Here is a 19,884-nt window from a genome sequence, read left to right as displayed (position 1 = left end):
CAAAATGATTCATTTGGTAGGTTCTCCTGCTTACAAAAACAATGGTGACATGATTTTAGGTACAGCCGAAGGGGGATTGAAAATTACACTTTATAACGTAAATAACATAAATGTACTTAACGTGGCTGATTTAAACTATTATTATTTTAAAACAATCCACCACGAGTTCGCACATATCCTCCATCAAACCCGTCCATATCCCACTGCTTTCAAAGAAATCAGTGGAAGTGAATATGTAAAGGACAGCTGGAGTTCTGCATGGGGAAGCGGCAGTGCAGCCGATGCTGCAGCCTTGAAAGCAGGTTTTATTACTCCATATGCTTCAAGTGCCGTAGATGAGGATTTTGTGGAACTGATAGCCACTTATGTAACAAACACAGAGGCCACTTGGGCAGCACGCCTGAAAACGGCAGGTACTACCGGAGCCCCCATTATTAATTCCAAATTCGAAATTGTATATAATTACATGCTTGACACATGGAACATTGACCTTGATGTATTGCGCGATACAGTGCTTGATCATCAAGAAAGAATAGGAGAACTCGACTTAAATGAACTTTAATCCGAACAAATTATGAAGAAAATATACTATCTTTTATTACTAGCATTGCCCTTAATATTTCAATCATGCTTTAAGGACGACGATGATATTTTTGACAAACCGGCTTCCCAACGTATGGAAGAACGGCTAATGCAAGACCAACAAGTATTGATGGGAGCAACCAACGGCTGGATAATGGAATATTTTCCTGAAAAAGAGCAATCTTATGGAGGATATACAATGTTTGTAAAATTTGGAGAAAACAACTCCGTTACAGTTGCCTCCGAATTAGGCAAAGCTGACCAAACGGAAACAAGTATGTATGAATTGATTCCGGATAGCGGCCCAGTATTGACCTTTAACACCCACAATTCTTTATTCCACTATTTCTCCGACCCGAGTAATCCAGATGGAATCGGTCCTGTTGACAGTGGTATGGGAGGTGATTATGAATTTATGGTAGTAGAAGCTACTGCTGAGAAAGTATATCTAAAGGGAAAGAAAACCGGAAATACCATCATTATGACCCCGATTGCTACGGATATAAGTTGGACTGATCTGATGCAGAAGTATATTGATATGGCAAACATAATGAATTCTGCAGGAGCTTCTTTCAATTTTACAATGGGGGATATAAAAGCAACAGCTACCATGAATTATCGTACGCTGCTATTCTCCTACCCAGGAGAAGAAAGTTATGAAGCAGCTACCGCTTCCTTCCGTGTGACAACAGACGGCATTGCATTCTATAAACCTCTACAAATCGGAGGAAAAGAGATTACAGGCATGAAATATGTAGGTGAAGACGAAAATATGGTACTTACTTTTACTGATGAAGCGACAGGCGCTACAATGCATGACACATGGCCTGCGTTGAGTGAACTCTTCTTTAGTGGTAAATGGTATTTTGCAAAGAGTCTAATGAGTGATTACGGTAAGGGCTTGTGGACGTCAGCTATCAACAAGTTATATGCAGATCCCAATGGTTATTATGATATTTACTGGGCTCATATGGGAGTATATTCAGGATTATACGGATTCTGTTTTGCACCACTTGACACTCCTTCAACATTTGCAAGATCTATTGTATCCTATACATATGGTACAGTAGACGATAATCATATTTGGTTACAACTAGAAGGAAGAACAGATCAACTAGGAATAGCCTATGTAAATGCTGGTGTAAGTGATATTCTGAAAATGATTGGCTCACTGAATGGAGAAAAGAAAACATTTACTCTAACAGCAGATAATCCTAAGAATCCATCTGTGATACAATTACAGGACAATGATCTCGCTAGCAATTACTTTATGTTAGTTCCATTTGAAGTTCGTTGGCCAAATGAACAGTAAATGCATTGCATATTACTAGAAAGCGAGTGCGCTTCTTCTTTTGCTAATTTCTAGTTTTCCAAACCTCTAGATTTAGCTTTACATTAATTGTCTTGAAATGGGGCGTACCGTGAGGTATACCCCATTTTAAATAATTATTTAATCAAAAGTTCCAAACTTATTAAAAGAATACAGGGCAATAAACAGATATTGCCTAAACATTATCTTATATACTTTTACAATATTCATATAGAAATATCCCCAAAATATTCTTTATTATGATATACCCATGTTCTACCAATGCAATATATCTTATTTCAAACATTGATAGATGTCATAGCAAAACTGTTACCTTTTCTTATAAATATTACACTACTTCACAACAACACACCTTGTAGCTGATACGAAAAAACATAGTCAATTACCTACAGATAGAACCACTATAGATAAAAGAAGAAGGAAACTAGTTTCCAATAATAGTAATCTACACTAAATACAATTTTTCTCAGAAAAGAATAGTTACATTACACTTTTTTTCTTATCTTTAGCCATCACCAAACAATTCACCTTATGTCTAACTAAAACTACAGTATTATGAAACAGCTAGTATTTTTTTGTATGTTACTGTTCCTAGGATTTACAAGCACATTTGCACAAACATCTACTTATCCTGAAGGCCCTCCAATCCCTCCTTCGGATCAATATGTTAAATATATAGAGGTGGATGTTTCTATCCAATGGAACAACGATGGTATAGGGCATGCCAAAATGCTGACACTTCCTTTTAGTTTAAATGATAAAACCCCTACTAATGTATTGTTTTCTCCGGCTTTTGATTATACATATAACGATAAAACCATAGAGTTCACTTTCAACTCGCCTACTCCAAAAACAGAGAAGGTTACTCTCAAATTTGAAGACAAAGAATTTAGTTTTGGATATATGAATACCCCAACCGGTCACGCTTACTTTGCTTATAAATGGAAATATAATATAGATATCAATTTCGTCAATTAGCAGTAATTAAAAAATCTATCCTCGCAGTCGCTCCTTATCGAGCGAACTGTGAGGATAGATTACAAACATTCTATTCCTTAGTAAGCCACCGTCAACGGTGTGCGCACCTTCTGTGCATACTCAGCCATATACGCATTCCAGGCATCAACCGTCTTGATAACAGCTTTATCCCAGGCAGATCCCCAATAATAAGTATATTCCGAACCCGGTTCATACTCGCTGATTGCCAGCACATGACCGTCAGCGCCGCCACGCTCCTTCTTTTCCTTTTCTTCGAAAAGAACAACTTTAGCCTCTTTCACTTGTGCAGGAAATGCAGCACCAACAAATATCTTTCCGTTTCCTCCGCTTCGGTCAGTCGTAGGATCTACATAAGTAATATAGCCATTGGCAGCATCAGCCACAACCTTACCGTCCGGCTCACGAAGAACAAGTCCGGTAGTCACAGGCATCGCTTCTTTCAGATTGGTGTACGAGATAACTGCTTTGTTGAGGTATGAGCCGGCATCCAATGTAATCACACGCGTCTCTACTACGTTAGAATCTCCACGGACAGTCAGCGGATTAAATTCCAGCTTCACAGTGAAGCGTAAGGGGCCGTTATCAAGAATTTCCTGCGTGCGATAGCAGTAAGGATAGATAATCGTATCTCCTGCCATCAGAGCAGCTGTACCGCAGCCGAGCGTAGGACCCACAGCGTAACAATCCATTCCATAACCATGGTCGATGTGGTAAGAGATAGCGTTTTGCAGTTCGGCAGCTGCTTTAGGATCTGTTTTCTTCAGTTCAGCTATCTTGGCACGCTTTTCCTTATCCAGTTCTTCTGCGTAAAGACTCTCCAAAATCGGTTCTGTGGTGTTATACTTCGTAAAGAGGTCGTAACCGAAGCCACGTTCTCCCCGCTTCTGCAAAGCGGGGCCATAGGCACGGTATCCGCCCAAGTCATTTTCCCACGCCACGTCGTCCAGGCGCTCGGAATAATAACGTCCGCAGGCAACCACATTATAAGGATCGGGAGTACCGGACTGAATCGTATAAGTAGCCGTACCGTTTGCTTTCACCGTAGCCGGGAAAACAACCTTCTCGTCATACGTCACTTGATAAGGCACTTGCTGACCGTCTTCGCCAAGTACTACAATCTGGGCCGTATCAGCCAGTTTCAGTTTGGCTACAACGTCACCCATCGGAACTTCCACCATTTCATCCGTGCGCTCTAAAGCCAGAGGATTGGTTACCGTAACCGTCATCGACTGCTTACTGTCGGCACAAGAGACAAAGCCCATCAAGGCAGCAGCAGCCAGAATAAATATCTTCTTCATAATTATACAACAAATAAAAGGATAGAATCAGGTAAAAAAATGAAAGGGCATTAAAACGATAAGGTGACAGGCGGTAAGGAATCTCCTCACCACCCTATCACCTTATAGCAACTTCTTGTTATCGTTATTTCGGCTGTTTTCCGATATAAGCAAGGATACCACCGTCTACGTAAAGGATATGACCGTTTACAGCGTTAGAAGCCTCAGAAGCCAGGAACACAGCAGGACCTGTCAGTTCTTCCGGATCCAACCAACGACCGGCAGGAGTCTTGGCGCAGATGAATGAATCGAATGGATGACGGCTTCCGTCTGCTTGTTTCTCACGCAGAGGAGCAGTTTGCGGAGTAGCGATATAACCCGGACCGATACCGTTACACTGAATGTTGTATTCACCATATTCAGAGCAGATATTGCGAGTCAACATCTTCAGACCACCTTTGGCAGCAGCATAAGCCGATACAGTTTCACGACCCAGCTCAGACATCATAGAGCAGATGTTGATGATTTTACCGGCACGCTTCTTCATCATGGCAGGCAACACAGCCTTAGAAACGATGAACGGAGCGTTCAAGTCGATATCAATCACACGACGGAAGTCAGCAGCTTCCATTTCGTGCATAGGAACACGGCGGATAATACCGGCGTTATTAACAAGGATATCAATCGTACCTACTTCTTTCTCGATAGTAGCAACCATTGCCTGAACAGCCGGTTCGTCTGTTACGTCGCATACATAACCGTGAGCTTTAATTCCCTTTTCAGCATAAGCAGCCATGCCTTTGTCCACCAACTCCTGGTTGATGTCGTTAAAACAAACAGTAGCGCCTTGTTCTGCATAAGCAGAAGCGATAGCAAAACCGATACCGTAAGAAGCACCTGTAACGAGAGCCACTTTACCTTTCAAAGAAAAATTCAAATACTGATTCATAATTTTTTGTTATTAAATGATGAAAACTATTGTAGTTGTTTATTTTAAATCTGTAATTAATGAGAAGTCCTGATCGCCATAATCGAGATTCTCGCCGCCCATACCCCAGATAAAGGTATAGTTATGGGTAGCCGCAGCCGAATGGATCGACCATTCGGGAGACAGAACCGCCTGATCGCCCTTCATCCATACGTGACGAGTTTCGTCCACCTCACCCATAAAGTGGCAGATAGCGTGCTCTTCGGGGATTTCGAAGTAGAAGTAAGCCTCCATACGACGGCTGTGCACGTGTGCAGGCATCGTGTTCCATACGCTTCCCGGAGCAAGTTCCGTCATACCCATCTGTAGCTGACAGGTGGGCAATACCTGATTGACCAGCATCTTATTGATGTTACGGTGGTTGGAACCTTCCAGCGAGCCCATTTCAGCCACTACGGCATCCGCTTTCGTCACTTTACGGTCGGGGTAGTTGCGATGTGCGGTCAGTGAGTTGAAATAGAATTTGGCAGGATTGGAAGCGTCTTTGCTTTCGAACGTCACCACACGGTCGCCCGAACCAAGGTAAAGGGCTTCTTTATAGTCAAGTTCGAAAACCGCGTCTCCGGCCTTCACTACGCCCGGTCCGCCTACATTGTAAATACCCATTTCACGACGGGTCAGGAAGAACGGAGCTTTCAGCGGGTCAATCGCTTCGAGTGTCAGCACCTCTCCTACCGGAAGCGCGCCGCCTACAACCATACGGTCGTACATGGAGTACACCATATTCACTTCGTTGGGAACAAATATCTTTTCGATTAAGAAATCGCGACGGATTCTTGCAGTATCATAACTTTTTGCATCCTCGGGATGCGCAGCATAGCGAATTTCATAGTTCGTTTTCATACCTTATTTATTTATAGTTATTGAATAAGCTCTCTTTCTCAAATGCACGTCGTTTACGTACACGATGCAAAAATAGTAAAAGAAAACGGGTTAACCTTGCAATTTTGTTCCAATTATCCACCAAAAATGTCCAGAATTGATGCAATGTACATCTTTTTAACGAACTATAATACGTTTCGAAGGAGTTTTTCACCTAACAGAATAGAAATATTTTCTCTGAAAGAACAAGCCGGCATACGCATAGTTTGACAGCCATTTCGACGATATAAAATGATACAAAAAAAGAAAGCTCCGATAATCAATGACTATCGGAGCCTCTTTTTGTTGTCCTACCAAGATTCGAACTTAGACAAACAGAACCAAAAACTGTTGTGCTACCATTACACCATAGGACAAACATAAGTGCTTTCTGTTAAAAAGCGGTGCAAAGATAGAGGTTTGCGAGCAAACCTCCAAATATTTCGTTTACTTTTTTACTTTGCCACCCTGCAAATTGCTGAATTTTACTTCGCAATCAGCAGATAATAGTTCTTTTTACCACGCTGAACAAGCAGGTATTTCTCGTCAAGCAGGTCAGCAGTCGTAATTACCTGGTCAAAGGCTTCCAGTTTCTCTTTATTCAACGATACGCCACCGCCCTGAACCAGCTTACGCATTTCACCTTTCGAGGCAAATACAGCCGCGTTATCAACAAACAGGTCAACAGCCTTCACTCCTTCCGCCAGAGCGTCACGAGAGATTTCGAACTGAGGCACCCCTTCGAATACAGCCAGCAGCGTATCTTCGTCCAATTTACGCAGCGATTCGGAAGTAGCATTACCGAACAGGATATTAGACGCATCTACTGCTGCATTGTAATCTGCTTCGGAATGAACCATGACAGTCACTTCCTTCGCCAGACGTTTCTGCAAAGCACGCAAGTGCGGAGCCTGCTGGTGTTCGGCAACCAGTGCTTCTATTTCTTCCTTCTCGATTGAAGTGAAAATCTTGATATAGCGTTCAGCATCAGAGTCGCTCACGTTGAGCCAGAACTGATAGAACTTATATGGAGACGTATAGCGGGGGTCCAGCCAGATATTTCCGGATTCGGTTTTACCAAATTTACCGCCGTCAGCTTTCGTGATCAACGGGCAAGTCAGCGCGAACACCTCTCCCCCATTGGTACGGCGGATCAGTTCCGCTCCGGTAGTGATATTTCCCCACTGGTCGGAGCCTCCCATCTGAAGTTTACAACCCTTGGTTTCATACAGATGAAGGAAGTCGTAGCCTTGAAGCAGCTGATAAGTAAATTCGGTGAATGACAATCCATCACGTGCTTCTCCGTTCAGACGACGCTTTACAGAGTCCTTTGCCATCATATAGTTTACAGTGATGTGTTTGCCCACTTCGCGAACAAAATCAAGGAAAGAAAACTCTTTCATCCAGTCATAGTTGTTCACTAATTCAGCACGGTTAGGCACATCCGACTCGAAGTCGAGAAACTTGGCAAGCTGTTCTTTGATACATGCCTGATTGTGACGCAATGTTTCCTCATTCAGCAGGTTACGTTCTGCCGATTTTCCGGAAGGGTCGCCAATCATACCTGTAGCGCCACCGATGAGTGCCAGCGGTTTATGGCCGCAGCGTTGTAAATGACGAAGGATCATCACTCCACAAAGGTGACCAATGTGTAGTGAATCGGCAGTCGGGTCGATACCCAAATAGGCAGTCACCTGCTCTTTGTTCAGCAACTCTTCCGTTCCCGGCATGATGTCCTGCAGCATGCCACGCCATCTCAATTCTTCTACAAAATTCATCGTATTACTCTTTTTATTAAGTTTTTATTGTCTTTCAATTCCATGTGCGACAAAAGTACGACTCTTTCTCGGAAGATACAACTCTTAATGCCTAAAAAAGACTTTTTGGATATTTTCCCGAATCGCCTGCCGCAACTCTTCCACATCCGTGCCTCGTGTTCTTGCTACCCGGTGCAGCACTTCCTCAATGTCAACCGGACTATCATCCGTCTCCAGAAACATACGGTCGACAGGCATCGTCCTCACTGTCTGTTCCGGATAATGCTCGCCGAAAGAAAGATACATGCCATTTTCCATCAACTGCCTTGCTTGTTGTGGTTTTCCGCGAAAGCCATGCCAAATCCAGGGTTGAACCGGTCGAAACTCCTTCTTTACCGCCAATAATTCCTCCATCGCCTTCACACAATGAATAATCAACGGCAACCGGTACTTTTCCGACAATTCCACCTGCTTTCCCAATATCCTGACCTGAAGCTCCATCGGAGCAGCCGTCAGCTTATCAAGCCCCGCCTCTCCTACCGCCACCAACCGCTCTTCCACAAGCAGTTTCTGCAGATACGCAAGCTGTTCTTCCGCATCCCGTTCTGTCAGTTGCCAGGGATGAATGCCAGCTGAATAGAAGGACGACAGGCACAATGCGCCCCCTACCGGCAACTGATAGTTGATAATCGCCCTGCCGTGAGAAGCCTCCTCCGACTTGTGAGTATGAATATCCAGAATATGACTTGCATTTTTCTCCATTTCTCTCATTCTTTGGGTAAATCGTTTCTAAGGTACCGGATCATAGCCGGAACCACCCCACGGATGACACCGGAGAATGCGCCGGACAGTCAGATAAAGTCCTTTGAAGGGTCCGTGTTTCTTGATGGCTTCGACTGCATAAGCCGAGCAGGTAGGCGTAAACCGACAAGAGGGAGGAGTAAGGGGCGAAATACATGCCCGGTAAAAATAGATGGGAATCAGTAGCAAGAATGACAACACCTTCCTCACAATGCTTCTCAAGGACATCCAGCAGGCGGATATCCGGCAAACATGGGGTTTCATGAGGATAACTTTTCAGAAATGCGCGAAAGCGCTATCTTCATTTTCTCTTCCAGTTCGGCAGTAGCAACAAGCTCGTCCGACAGATAGATAAAGGCGATTGCGAGACGCTGCCCTCTGCTTTGAAGATCGTCCAGCAGTTGCAGTTTGTTCTTCCGGTAGACTTCGCGTATCTGCCGTTTCACCCGATTGCGCTTTACAGCCCGTTTGAAACGCCGCTTCGAAACACTGATCAGTATCGTGGCGGGTGCTTCACCCTGTTCTATGGGCATATATACAACACGTATCGGAAAGATGGAAAACGACTTGGAATTGCCGCCTTCGAACATCTTTCCGATCAATATTTTACTATTCAGCCTTTCGGCTTTACGCAAAGTATATACGCTCACTCTGTTTATTTATTGTTTTCCTTGATAAACATGTCGAGAGCAGCCGTCATTGAGGGAGCTTGCACTGTTGGTGCTTCAAGGTCCAGACGGAGTCCGGCGTCGCGTACAGCTTGCGCGGTAGTCGACCCGAAGGTACCGATTCTGATCTCTTTCTGATCAAAGTCCGGGAAGTTTTTCTTCAAAGAAGTCACTCCTGCAGGGCTGAAGAACACGAGCATGTCATAATCAAATTCCTCATCCGACGTGAAGTCGTTGCTCACGGTGCGATACATCACAGCTTCTGTGTGCTGTATATGATTCTTGTCGAGCAGGTTTTTCACATCATCATTGTGCACGTCCGACATAGGGACGAGATATTTCTCCGTTTTATGCTTTACGATAGATGGCACCAGATCTTCAATCTTTCCGGTAGCACCGAAGAAGATTTTACGTTTGCGATATTGCACATATTTCTGAATGTACAATGCAACCGCTTCCGTGACACAAAAATACTTCATTGTTTCCGGAATAGCTACACGCAGTTCCGTGCACAAATTAAAGAAGTGATCGATTGCGTGACGGGAGGTGAATATAACGGCAGTGTGATCAAGAATTGAAACTTTCTGTTGCCGGAATTCTTTCGCCGAAAGACTCTCGACCTTTATAAACGGTCGGAAATCTATTTTTACGCCATATTTCTCTGCTATGTCGTAATAGGGAGATTTCTCTGACGCAGGCTTAGGCTGCGAGACTAGTACTTTTTTAATTTTCAACGTCCTAAATTTTTATTAGCAATACATTGTTTACCTGAATCATTCCCTGATAGAGTAGCAGACAGGGTATGATTTCAAGAGCGCAAAAGTACAAAATTAATAGGAAAACCGCACTTAATTGATGAAAAAAAAGCTTTATCCACTTATAAAACATCAATATTTTAGTGAAAATTAGAATAATTAGTCCGATTATCACTAAATTGGTCAGATTCAGATCGAAATAAACCAGAAAAAGAACAAAGGGAAAAAGGGCAAATCCGACGTAATATATGAGTGTAGAGTAAGACTCCAGCCACATATTTGTCTTGTTTTTGTCAAAAAACACCCACCCAAGGAACATATAAAGTAACCATTTTAGTAAAAAATAGGCCAGACAGAAGCCGACATAAATCCCCAATAGTAGGAGAGGGGAGACCCTGGTCATGAGCATCGGGCAAGTATCATGAAAATAATTGAAGAACACAATACCCGTCAACACACAGGTCTGTACTACCAACACAAGGAGATAGCGCACATCGGCTGCCGTAGAACTATCAAAAATGCTTGTCCGTTCGCGATGCAGCACAAAGTCTTTCACTTGCTGCGTGAGAAACTTCTTTCCGCGTGCCAGAGCGATGGAGGACAGAAAGAAACAGGCGAGCAAGGTCAGCGCAATCACATCATCCGTGCGGGGAGAGTAGGAGATGGGGGTTCCCTCAAATCCGGAGTTTAGTATAGCGGCTATCATATCGCTGCAAATTTACGGATAGAAGCGTCCCATACAGGAGTTGTCTGAAGCAGCTCCACCGCTTCTTCCGGTGTTCGTGCTACTTTCCATATATCACCGTGCTGCCGGCGCATGAAGTTTTCTTCTATCGCCCGTTCGAGCATTTCGAGCAGCGGGTCAAAGAAGCCGTTTACATTCAGAATGATAATCGGGTTCAGATACAGTCCAAGCTGTTTCCATGTGATAATCTCAAGCAACTCCTCTAGAGTGCCGCATCCACCCGGCAACGCAATGATGCCGTCGCTCAGATTCGCCATCTTCTGCTTGCGTTCGTGCATGGAAGTGACTTCGATCAGTTCCGTCAGACCTGTATGATGCCAGTTTTGCTCTACCATGAAATGGGGGATAACTCCGGTCACTTCACCGCCATTCTCCAACACTGCATCGGCTACGGACCGCATCAGTCCGATACTTCCGGCACCATTTATCAGACGGATATGCTGTTTGGCAAGCAGGCTGCCGAGCTTTTCGGCTGCTTCAAAATATACGGAGGCTATCTTAGTGCTGGATGCGCTGTACACGCATACGGAATGTATCTGATTCATTATCTTTTGCAAGTTTACTGGATGAATGGGTACAAAAGTACAAAGAAATCATATACATATCAAAATGAATGTGCAATTTATATAGAGGAACAGGACAAGAACATGCGATTCTAAAACTCAAAGCTATAGGTTATGGAGGGAACTATACCATAAAGATATATCTTATATGTTTGCGCTATATCCATAGGTTTATAATATTCTTCGCCTCCACGCCCCGCATAGATAGAAAACACATTCTTCCTGCCATAGAGATTGATAATCGAACAGGTAAGCGTTCCTTTCCTCATGCGATAAGTGCCCGACAAATCCAGCTGATGGAAAGCAGGCGCCCGATAGCCATTTCTGGAACTATAAATATATAAAACAGCCCCATGAAGTTCATACTTGCCAACAGGCAACGTTAGGTTCATGCCCGAACTATAGGAGAAGGTAGAAGACAACGACCATCGTTTATTGATGTTATAGTTTAAAAACAATTTCAGATTATGGGGTCTATCGTATACTGGCCTATATTCTGTGTCCCTGATATTAGCCAATCGATTGCGAGCATGCGAAAGAGTATAACTTGCCCATCCGGTCAATGCTCCCCGGTTCTTGGAGAGATAAAATTCTACTCCATAGCTTTCGGACTCTCCCTGTTCCACCTCTTTCTCAATCGTATTATTCATGAAGAGATTTACATCATCTTTAAAATCAATGATATGATCTGTTTTACGATAGAAAGCTTCCAGTGAGAACGTATAGTTGCGATCCGATTGATTCCATTCATATCCGGCAGTAAACTGTCTCATTATTTCCGGCTTAAGTTTTTCATTGGCAGGCACCCACATGTCCGACGAGATACCGACAGAAGAATTAGAAAGCATGTGCAAGTTCTGCGAAGCTTGATTGAAAGAAATATTCAAGCGATGATTGCGATTCACTTCATAGTAAAGCTCTGCTCGTGGTTCGGGCACAATAAATGTTGATGCTCCATAATCGGGACCGGAAGGTGTACGAAGCGCAGACAAACGAATGCCACCATTCAACTGAAAACGAGAAGCAAACCGATATTCTACCTCACCATAAAGCGCGAAGTCTAGCATTTTTCTTCTATTAAGCCTATATGGGACTACATGTGTAAAAACTCCATAATTATCTATGCTCCCCGGTATCGTAGTGAAAAAGTGCAAGGCTCCACCTCCTTTTATTCTTAGATTCCGTGAAGTATTGTGCTCCATATCATATTTCAGCTGATAAGACTGCATATTCGATTTCCACAAATAATGCAGTCCGTCCGCATAGTTTTTATAACGATAATAGTAGTTGCTGAAAATTGCACTCAGGTTGGTGTAAGTCTTCTGATTCAGTGTGTGGTTCCAGCGGAAAGTAGAAGTAGCATTTCCCCAGTCCATCCCATATCCTCTCACCAGTTCATCGAAGACAGTATGATCACCTCCACTATAGAGCGAAAAATAAATCCGGTTGCGATCGTTGATAATGGTATTGAATTTTGCATTTACATCATAGAAGTACATTTCCGGATTAGGCACATCATCATCATCGCCAAGCAAACTACACGTCACTCCCGGATAGGCAAACCTTGCAGCAACCAGATAAGAACTTTTATCCTTCTTCAGCGGTCCCTCAAACATCACCTTTGAAGAAACCAGTCCTACAGTGGCTTTTCTCTTTGATTCCTTATTGTTCCCCTCTTTCATGCGTACATCAATCACAGAAGAAGCTCTCCCCCCATAATTCAAGGGAAAATATGACTTATACAGATTTACGTTGTGCACCGCATCGTTGTTGAACACCGAAAAGAAAGAAAGAGCATGATTTGGATTAAAAACAATAGCCTCATCGAGCAGAACAAGATTCCCCCATTGATTGCTGCCTCGCACCGAGATGTTATTGGCTCCTTCATTTCCACTTGCCACTCCGGGAAGAAACTGCAACGACTTCATCAAATCGGACTCACCCCCCACTACCGGCATAGCTTGTATATCTTGTTGCCCGAGCCGAAACTGACCGCTGTGCCTACGATCCGCCACTATCTCTACATCCTTCAGTTGATAGTTGCCAGGCTTAAGTGCAAAGTTCAGCACCTTGTCTGAAGTGATATCCAACGTATCCGTACGGGTAGTATACCCCAAAAGAGAACATCGGATGATTCGTTTCCCTTTCCCAAGACTTAAAGAATATACTCCATACGAATTTGTCGAGGCTCCAATGCCCGAAGTCAAATCGAATACATTGGCATCAGACAATGTTTCTCCTGTTTGCTCATCTACCACCCGACCTCTTAAAATCAACGTCTGCTGTGCAGAAAGTTTCGAAAAGAAGATACAACTAAAGAATGCAAATGACAATATACCAGCAACTGTTTTTTTCATGCTTTCAATGTTACATTACTTTTTTCTATCTACCAATCCATACCTCTTAGAGTATGCACTAACCCTGAACATTCCCCAAACATCTCCGCTTATATTACTCTTTACACTAGTCGGGGTGGGTGAATAGGCTCCTCCATCTGTGCGCATTTGCTCAATAGCTTTATCATATATATCATAACATGCCTTGGACAAAGATTGTAAGGTGACAAATATGGTATCCGCTGATACAGGATAACCTGATTGAGGATATAACCTTTTTACACTTTCACCTTCACTGACAAGGAGGTCTACCACCTCATCACCCAAAAATTTATCACTTAATATGGAATAAGCCCATTGTTCACGAGTACCCAACAACTTCTCTAAGGATGTGACAGGATAGGAATATTGTTCTATATAGAAAAGATAATAATTATCAACTCCCGGTTGATTGACAAAACTAATAATCGGAGCTCTCGGTATGGGCTTTCCATTATCCAAATCGAACTTCTGTATCTTCAAGTCTGTTATAGGAGTCTTAGGAATCATCGTCTCTGTTGAAGTATGATGCTCTCCTTTATAATAGATATCAAGTGTATATGTATGTTCCTCTATACCATATATTTTGGTAGTTACATACACTCCATGACTCTTAGGGAACACATCATCACTCAAAATTACTTCATCATTTTTCTTCTTATGATAATTATAATAAGAAAAACATATTCTAGAATAATCTATACTTTGGGGCTTTATAAGAGTAAGTGTATCTTTGATTCCCGCCGTCACATCTTCTATTACAATCAGTGCATCTTCAATTCCTTCATAATGCCTGGCTTCTGCCGATATAACAGCTGGTTTAGTTAACTGAAAGAAGTAAGGGGGCTTATCGTTTGAAATAGCCCCCTGAAAAACAATCCCATTAGCAATATTGTCAGGCATATCAACATCAAATGCTTCTTCGCAAGATAAAAAGAGTAAGCAAAAGAACAAAACTACTAATCTTATGGAATGATTAAAACACTGGAATCTATTCATACTAGTAAAGGTTTATTTTGTTTCTACCTCAGTTCATATTCTAAAAGTCTAGATAGTTCTTCATACGAATTTGTCATATATACCAAACGATCATTAACAATGATCGTAGGAGTTGCAAAAACTCCTCGGTTTACTAAGTCATTTATTGTTTTATCCAGTTTCTTATAGTTCTCGGAAGAGTGCAAATCTTTCCTGAATTGAGTAATATCTAAGTTTTTAGTCTTAGCGAGATTAAATATGAAAGTGGAATCTGCAAGACCTTTATGCGCAAAAATATCATCATGAAAATCCCAAAATTTATCTTGCCGCGCAGCAGCTTCGCAGGCTAATGCCGGTAAAGTGGGAAAATCTCCAAAGCTAACAAAACCAAATTTCACTTGATCTTTGTATTTATCATAAATACGCTGTAAAGTAGCCTCGAAAGCAACACAACGTTCGCAATTAAAATCAGAAGCAACAATAAAACTGACAGGAGCGTTCAAATTACCTCTATAGTGAATACATAAGTCTGTTATTACGCATTTAGGCTGTTTAGGTGGAAAAATATACTTCTTAATGTTTGCTTGACTGTACAATGAGTCGGTCAATTGCTGAATAATGGCAGAACGTAGCTTGTTTTTCAGAACAAGCTCCCCCTCCATAGTTTCCTTAGAAGAACTATATAACTGACCGCGCATTACATTTATCTGATTATCAGACAGCCCATATAGTCTCTTAATACTATCCATATTAGTGCCTATCATATCCATATATAAATCCAAATATTGCTCAGTAGTTATGTTTTGCTTCTTAGCTTCATTCTCCAGCAACTTCTTTTTTATCAAATCGTCCAATACTTTGGATTTAATTTCATAAGCCATATTCAGCAAATCAAAAAGTTCTTGTTTGCTTGCTTCTGACAGATCAGATAAAAGAATATTGTCACCATTCACTTCTGCCACTATTTCCGTGTTTGCATTGGAACAAGAAAATAGTAACAGAAGCAAAGATATAAATAATGATTGTTTCATTGTATGAAACTCTGTGGAAAAAATCGATTATTATTTTTAAACTTAGCATCCGTACTTAAGGACACTGAGTAAGTAGTATTCCCGTTAGCGGTAATTCCAAAGTCACCTAATGCTTTAGCCTCATTAAAACTATCATCTAAAGTATAACCAACATTATATCGTTGTATCCAATTCTTATTCTTTTTATCTTCATCATCACAGCGAATTGTCCCAGTTGCAGCCTGTGTAGTTGATAATAAACCATATTGTATACCTACCGGCCCCACATAAGAGGCAAGGTTAAACAATGGCATAGAAGGAAATCCCCAAGCCAATGTAACATTTCCATCCACTGAAGAATAACCCTTAAGATTATCTGTATATCTTTCGTCAGAAGTCTCTATTCTGTTGCGAGGATCACTATCCTCCGTGTCATGATGACGGACAATGACATCTATTTTTCGAGCTTGGGTAGTATATCCTTGAGTAAATGTCTCATTATAATTAATATGGTCTACAAGCAAAACACCTCCAGGATAGAAACGACTTGCATTTGTTAAACAAAAAACGAAGTTAACATTTCCGCCTTCCACATAAGACGCACCAACATTCCCTGTAGTATATGAGTCACTTTTCTTATCTTCACAATCCATAGTAATTTTCAGTTCCCTGTATGTACCACAACTACTAATTTTAAAGACACCAACAACATTAGTTGCAGCAGCATATGCAGTTCTCATCACTCTCTCTTTAGCCACAGACTCACGATTCATCAATTCTGCCTTATACTCATCCATAGATGCTTGAATCTCAACTTCACTAGCCAAAGTCTCGATCTTTTCTCCCTCGTCATCAGCCTCTTTAGCCTTAACGTCATCATACTCGCTATTCAATTGAGCCAAATCACGCTCAGTTTCCGGTAAATAATAGCTGTCGCTACATGAACTGCATATTGCGAATGCAGCTAATGCGATAAAAATGTTCCTTTTCATCGTGTTGTACGGTTAACCACCACCATAAGTTTTTTATTCATATTCAAGAAGAAAATCACCTGACAAAATCGTATCGCCGATACCAATCTCTAAAGAATACTCGCCGGCACTCTTTCCTGTGAGATCAATCCGAAGTGTAGTTACATTCATTTCTACAGATGAATAGACTATTTCACCTGTTGCAGAGTTCCTTACTGTAACTGCCGCAGAAGTTACAGCAGAAAGAAAATCGACCGATAGTAATGATCCGTCAATGAAAGCAGTAGGGAGGACAGGCATTGAGCGATGAGATCCTGACGCCTTGATATCCTTTAGCATTATCCGATGTGCGTCTTTCAGAACCATCGCAGAAGTACTCATGTTTACTTGAAGCAACATTAATAAGAAGAAGAAAAATAGAAGCTTTGTTCTCATAATAATTGTGTTTTAAAAATCTTGTTTCAAAAGTACACAAGTATAATGGAAAAAGCCATTTTTATGAGGTAACAACGGTAACAGCCCTCCCAACAAGAGGTAACAGGCAGTAACAAAACATCAATAACGTACTGATTATCAATCCCAATATATGTATTTAAATATATCTTCTCTCAACTTACCCTTAATACGGCTCTTCCGCATCTTAAGAGCATCCGAAGATACATTCATCAATTCTATAATAACTCTGTTTGAGCAATGCATCAATGAGAGTACACAATAAAATAAATCATCGTTAGTCAAAGCCGGGCAACACTTCTCCAAATTCGCCATTACATCAATAAACGCCTCGCGAATCGCTACATTTATCTCCATTCTAAAAGCACTACTCATTGACAGCAATTGTTTAGGAGTCGCTTTCTCCATTTCTTGTAGTTTCTTATAGCATTCAGTTTCCTCAAACATGGACATACATAGTTTTAGCTGATGCTCCCCAAGCTCTACCAATTTATTTATGCGTTCGTCCTCAGATTCAAGAGCTTTTTCTTCCCTTAACTCCATAGTGTCCACACGCTTCTGCATAAGCTCTCTTTGCAAAGCAATATAACGTTTCTTTCTTCTTCTATCATTCCACATGAAAAAGAAAATACCTGCTAACACAAGAAAAAAAACGGTACCTACCAAATAACCTATCACAGCCCGTTCTTGCTGAGACACCATTCTTTTGTGCTCCTCCAATTCATGATTATCCATTAATTCATCAAGTTTCTGTCTATCGGATAATTTCTGGATAGAATCATAAACAACCATATAAGCATCCGCATGTTGCATTGCAGCTTCCCAGTTACCCAGTCGCTTTTCTACTTCACGGAGCCCATTATAACGTACAGCTTCCCCATAAATATCTTGTTCATCTTTATACTTATTAAAAAAATACCGGGCAGAATCAAGTCGGTTCAGACCAAGCATTATCATCCCTTTCAGATGATAAGCTCCACTTAAGTTATCAGAAGGCATCATAGATATGGCTTTTGAAACATATTCATCTGCCCGAACGTATTCTTTCTTCTCCAAATATATTGTTGAAAAGTCATTATACAACAACGGAAGCATACTTGAGTCTTGAATTGCCAGAACACAATCATACGCTTTCTGAAAATAACACAATGCACTATCTAATTGATGCTGCAATAAAAATACATGGGCAATTCCCCTTAACGGATAAGATATTGATTTTTTATCCCTACATACTATCTGATAAGACTTTCTATAAGACTCTATTGCCACATCATATAGGTCTTCATCTTCATAACATTCTGCCAAATTATCATATATCATTGCCAAAAACTCATTCTCACCAGGCATTAACTGAATAGCATCCAAATACTTATCTACAGCAAAAGGAATACGTCCCATATCCCGATAGGTAGCTCCCCAGTAATAGTGAGCTTGTGCAGCCCGCAAACTTTTCTTTTTACCATAATAATCCACCGCAACTTTTATCAATGAGTCATCATCCAATGTGATATAATTCTTATATCGTGCCTGAGTCAGCAACAAAGCATACAATGCTCTATCAGCACGTGATAACTTTTGTGGAAACGGAATACTTTCAAGGAAAATCAGTGCACTATCAGGATACTCAGCCATTAAAGAGTCGGCATGCAACAGCAGCTGATTTTCTTTTTGAGAAGTGCAAGAGAAAAGAAATAACAGAAGAAGACCGATAAAAATAGAGAATCGGAGAGCCACACGTTTGAATAAATAATAGATTTGTGTATCTGCCATTATCGTTTTGTATTATGGTTATGCAAAGAAAATCTTTTTTTACGACAACGACAACCTTTACCGCTAAAAATAAAGATTAACCGGACACATTATAAATATGAGTTTTGAGCAAAAACCGATAAGATATTAAGCATTAACCGTAGCTGTCATTCAGAAGCGTATCTGTCTGTCATTCAGACGACCAAAGGGAGGAGGAATCTCCTCTTTGTGGGTATAGGAGAGGAGATCCTTCGTCGCTTTACTCCTCTGGATGACAGATACATTTGCCGCATAACCAGATTGAGTTTGCCTCAAAACTGTTCAAGTTTGCCTCAAACCCGAACAGAAATGAACTAAATTAAAAGTAGGCAGTATCTTTATTGGGGCCGACAGAAAAGTCGTTAGTATCTCAAATCTCCTCCTTCGGGAAGGAGGAGTACCCGTAGGGGGAGGTGGTAGGTGAATGCATAAAGCTTTCATTTACAATGCTGTTCGTATACCTACCACCCCGCCCTTTGGGCACCCCTCCTTCCCGAAGGGAGGGGAATTTGAGTTACTATCGACTTATGAGATTTATTCATTTCGATTCAGTATGGAGCTCAAACCGGGTTTTCGGACTGACCCAGTAATTTTTCATTCTTCATTTAAAACCTCGCATTAGAAAATTGAGTAGATTCTATTGTCATCTGTCATGTTTTAGTAGGCAAAGTATTTATAATGAGATAATTATCGCCTGACAATACACCCTGATAATACGGCTGACAATAGCAATCGTCCATTCTATTGCCAGCCGTATCATGCTGTTATTCTAGCTTGACTACTTGATAAGAGTCCCTTTGTAAGTATGCCTTGCTCGTGCCACGCCTTTGGCATGCTTGTGCCACGCCTTTGGCACGACTGTGACAAGCCTTTGGCACGACTGTGACAAGCCTTTGGCACAACTGTGCCAAGCACTTTGCACAACCGTTTCAGAGGTTTGGCACAATCATTTCCGTAGGTGGCACAACCGTTCTGATAGCTTG

The 19,884-nt window shown here is 41.6% G+C and carries 19 protein-coding genes, 1 tRNA gene and 1 pseudogene; 3 read left to right on the top strand and 18 right to left on the bottom strand.

Features of this window, described 5'->3' with window-relative positions; all coding sequences use genetic code 11:
• The 3 genes from HMPREF2794_RS19725 to HMPREF2794_RS19715 all read left to right on the top strand — a co-directional run.
• Positions 1–562 (top strand): substrate import-associated zinc metallohydrolase lipoprotein (locus tag HMPREF2794_RS19725; protein ID WP_246839618.1); only part of this gene is annotated, 562 nt, incomplete at its 5' end.
• A gap of 12 nt (positions 563–574) precedes the next feature.
• Entirely contained in the window at positions 575–1,894 is a 1,320-nt protein-coding gene (locus HMPREF2794_RS19720; RefSeq protein ID WP_070752336.1) for a DUF4302 domain-containing protein, read from the top strand.
• 573 nt (positions 1,895–2,467) lie between these two features.
• The gene (locus HMPREF2794_RS19715; RefSeq protein ID WP_139147277.1) at positions 2,468–2,890 is read left to right on the top strand and encodes a hypothetical protein; all 423 of its coding nucleotides are present in this window, start codon (positions 2,468–2,470) and stop codon (positions 2,888–2,890) included.
• A gap of 77 nt (positions 2,891–2,967) precedes the next feature.
• On the opposite strand, the gene HMPREF2794_RS19710 is transcribed toward HMPREF2794_RS19715, so the two are convergent.
• The 18 genes and pseudogenes from HMPREF2794_RS19710 to HMPREF2794_RS29280 all read right to left on the bottom strand — a co-directional run.
• The gene (locus HMPREF2794_RS19710; protein ID WP_070752332.1) at positions 2,968–4,209 is read right to left on the bottom strand and encodes a DUF4861 domain-containing protein; all 1,242 of its coding nucleotides are present in this window, start codon (positions 4,207–4,209) and stop codon (positions 2,968–2,970) included.
• Positions 4,210–4,333: 124 nt separating this feature from the next.
• Positions 4,334–5,137 (bottom strand): gluconate 5-dehydrogenase, encoded by an 804-nt coding sequence (locus HMPREF2794_RS19705; protein WP_010535979.1) that lies wholly within the window; start codon positions 5,135–5,137, stop codon positions 4,334–4,336.
• Positions 5,138–5,176: 39 nt separating this feature from the next.
• Positions 5,177–6,019, bottom strand: a complete 843-nt coding sequence (kduI, locus tag HMPREF2794_RS19700) for a 5-dehydro-4-deoxy-D-glucuronate isomerase (RefSeq protein ID WP_008762839.1) — start codon at positions 6,017–6,019, stop codon at positions 5,177–5,179.
• Positions 6,020–6,343: 324 nt separating this feature from the next.
• A tRNA-Gln gene (locus HMPREF2794_RS19695) sits at positions 6,344–6,414 on the bottom strand.
• A gap of 108 nt (positions 6,415–6,522) precedes the next feature.
• Positions 6,523–7,815, bottom strand: a complete 1,293-nt coding sequence (tyrS, locus tag HMPREF2794_RS19690; RefSeq protein WP_010535977.1) for a tyrosine--tRNA ligase — start codon at positions 7,813–7,815, stop codon at positions 6,523–6,525.
• A gap of 84 nt (positions 7,816–7,899) precedes the next feature.
• Positions 7,900–8,556 carry a TatD family hydrolase gene (locus HMPREF2794_RS19685; protein ID WP_070752493.1) on the bottom strand — a complete coding sequence of 219 codons (657 nt, stop codon included), beginning with the start codon at positions 8,554–8,556 and terminating at the stop codon, positions 7,900–7,902.
• Between the two features lie 27 nt (positions 8,557–8,583).
• Positions 8,584–8,823 (bottom strand): membrane protein insertion efficiency factor YidD, encoded by a 240-nt coding sequence (yidD, locus tag HMPREF2794_RS19680; RefSeq protein WP_371441472.1) that lies wholly within the window; start codon positions 8,821–8,823, stop codon positions 8,584–8,586.
• Positions 8,824–8,855: 32 nt separating this feature from the next.
• Positions 8,856–9,245: a ribonuclease P protein component gene (rnpA, locus tag HMPREF2794_RS19675; RefSeq protein ID WP_032836609.1), complete on the bottom strand. Its 390-nt coding sequence runs from the start codon at positions 9,243–9,245 to the stop codon at positions 8,856–8,858.
• A 5-nt stretch (positions 9,246–9,250) separates the two neighbouring features.
• On the bottom strand, positions 9,251–9,997 hold the full coding sequence (locus HMPREF2794_RS19670; protein ID WP_010535973.1) for a uroporphyrinogen-III synthase: 747 nt from the start codon (positions 9,995–9,997) through the stop codon (positions 9,251–9,253).
• Between the two features lie 4 nt (positions 9,998–10,001).
• A complete protein-coding gene (locus HMPREF2794_RS19665) occupies positions 10,002–10,724 on the bottom strand; it encodes a DUF4271 domain-containing protein (RefSeq protein ID WP_022301595.1) in 723 nt (240 codons plus the stop codon).
• The gene (locus HMPREF2794_RS19660) at positions 10,721–11,308 is read right to left on the bottom strand and encodes an LOG family protein (protein ID WP_010535971.1); all 588 of its coding nucleotides are present in this window, start codon (positions 11,306–11,308) and stop codon (positions 10,721–10,723) included. Before HMPREF2794_RS19660 ends, HMPREF2794_RS19665 begins: the two co-directional genes overlap by 4 nt.
• Before the next feature lie 110 nt (positions 11,309–11,418).
• Positions 11,419–13,683 carry a TonB-dependent receptor gene (locus HMPREF2794_RS19655; RefSeq protein WP_070752330.1) on the bottom strand — a complete coding sequence of 755 codons (2,265 nt, stop codon included), beginning with the start codon at positions 13,681–13,683 and terminating at the stop codon, positions 11,419–11,421.
• Between the two features lie 15 nt (positions 13,684–13,698).
• Positions 13,699–14,700, bottom strand: a complete 1,002-nt coding sequence (locus tag HMPREF2794_RS19650) for a DUF4249 family protein (protein ID WP_070752328.1) — start codon at positions 14,698–14,700, stop codon at positions 13,699–13,701.
• A gap of 23 nt (positions 14,701–14,723) precedes the next feature.
• Positions 14,724–15,710 carry a thioredoxin domain-containing protein gene (locus tag HMPREF2794_RS19645; RefSeq protein ID WP_070752326.1) on the bottom strand — a complete coding sequence of 329 codons (987 nt, stop codon included), beginning with the start codon at positions 15,708–15,710 and terminating at the stop codon, positions 14,724–14,726.
• The gene (locus HMPREF2794_RS19640) at positions 15,707–16,681 is read right to left on the bottom strand and encodes a hypothetical protein (protein WP_070752324.1); all 975 of its coding nucleotides are present in this window, start codon (positions 16,679–16,681) and stop codon (positions 15,707–15,709) included. The genes HMPREF2794_RS19645 and HMPREF2794_RS19640 overlap by 4 nt, the downstream gene beginning before the upstream one ends.
• Positions 16,682–16,714: 33 nt before the next feature.
• The gene (locus HMPREF2794_RS19635) at positions 16,715–17,095 is read right to left on the bottom strand and encodes a DUF3244 domain-containing protein (protein WP_022302535.1); all 381 of its coding nucleotides are present in this window, start codon (positions 17,093–17,095) and stop codon (positions 16,715–16,717) included.
• A 138-nt stretch (positions 17,096–17,233) separates the two neighbouring features.
• Complete coding sequence (locus tag HMPREF2794_RS19630) at positions 17,234–18,763, bottom strand: tetratricopeptide repeat protein (RefSeq protein WP_246839617.1); 1,530 nt, start codon at positions 18,761–18,763, stop codon at positions 17,234–17,236.
• Positions 18,764–19,657: 894 nt separating this feature from the next.
• Positions 19,658–19,884, bottom strand: a pseudogene (locus HMPREF2794_RS29280) (hypothetical protein); the annotation flags it as partial.

Origin of the sequence: Bacteroides sp. HMSC067B03, from assembly GCF_001811315.1 — a bacterium.
GTDB lineage: Bacteria > Bacteroidota > Bacteroidia > Bacteroidales > Bacteroidaceae > Bacteroides > Bacteroides faecis.
Note: the sequence above shows the minus strand (reverse complement) of the source record. Positions and strands in the feature narration are given on the sequence as shown.

What these genes read in the sequence shown, in the direction of transcription:
- HMPREF2794_RS19720 (WP_070752336.1), top strand. Translation starts at nt 575, where the DNA reads ATGAAGAAAATATACTATCTTTTATTACTAGCATTGCCCTTAATATTT.
- HMPREF2794_RS19715 (WP_139147277.1), top strand. Translation starts at nt 2,468, where the DNA reads ATGAAACAGCTAGTATTTTTTTGTATGTTACTGTTCCTAGGATTTACA.
- HMPREF2794_RS19710 (WP_070752332.1), bottom strand. Translation starts at nt 4,209, where the DNA reads ATGAAGAAGATATTTATTCTGGCTGCTGCTGCCTTGATGGGCTTTGTC.
- HMPREF2794_RS19705 (WP_010535979.1), bottom strand. Translation starts at nt 5,137, where the DNA reads ATGAATCAGTATTTGAATTTTTCTTTGAAAGGTAAAGTGGCTCTCGTT.
- kduI (WP_008762839.1), bottom strand. Translation starts at nt 6,019, where the DNA reads ATGAAAACGAACTATGAAATTCGCTATGCTGCGCATCCCGAGGATGCA.
- tyrS (WP_010535977.1), bottom strand. Translation starts at nt 7,815, where the DNA reads ATGAATTTTGTAGAAGAATTGAGATGGCGTGGCATGCTGCAGGACATC.
- HMPREF2794_RS19685 (WP_070752493.1), bottom strand. Translation starts at nt 8,556, where the DNA reads ATGGAGAAAAATGCAAGTCATATTCTGGATATTCATACTCACAAGTCG.
- yidD (WP_371441472.1), bottom strand. Translation starts at nt 8,823, where the DNA reads ATGTCCTTGAGAAGCATTGTGAGGAAGGTGTTGTCATTCTTGCTACTG.
- HMPREF2794_RS19665 (WP_022301595.1), bottom strand. Translation starts at nt 10,724, where the DNA reads ATGATAGCCGCTATACTAAACTCCGGATTTGAGGGAACCCCCATCTCC.
- HMPREF2794_RS19660 (WP_010535971.1), bottom strand. Translation starts at nt 11,308, where the DNA reads ATGAATCAGATACATTCCGTATGCGTGTACAGCGCATCCAGCACTAAG.
- HMPREF2794_RS19655 (WP_070752330.1), bottom strand. Translation starts at nt 13,683, where the DNA reads ATGAAAAAAACAGTTGCTGGTATATTGTCATTTGCATTCTTTAGTTGT.
- HMPREF2794_RS19650 (WP_070752328.1), bottom strand. Translation starts at nt 14,700, where the DNA reads ATGAATAGATTCCAGTGTTTTAATCATTCCATAAGATTAGTAGTTTTG.
- HMPREF2794_RS19645 (WP_070752326.1), bottom strand. Translation starts at nt 15,710, where the DNA reads ATGAAACAATCATTATTTATATCTTTGCTTCTGTTACTATTTTCTTGT.
- HMPREF2794_RS19640 (WP_070752324.1), bottom strand. Translation starts at nt 16,681, where the DNA reads ATGAAAAGGAACATTTTTATCGCATTAGCTGCATTCGCAATATGCAGT.
- HMPREF2794_RS19635 (WP_022302535.1), bottom strand. Translation starts at nt 17,095, where the DNA reads ATGAGAACAAAGCTTCTATTTTTCTTCTTCTTATTAATGTTGCTTCAA.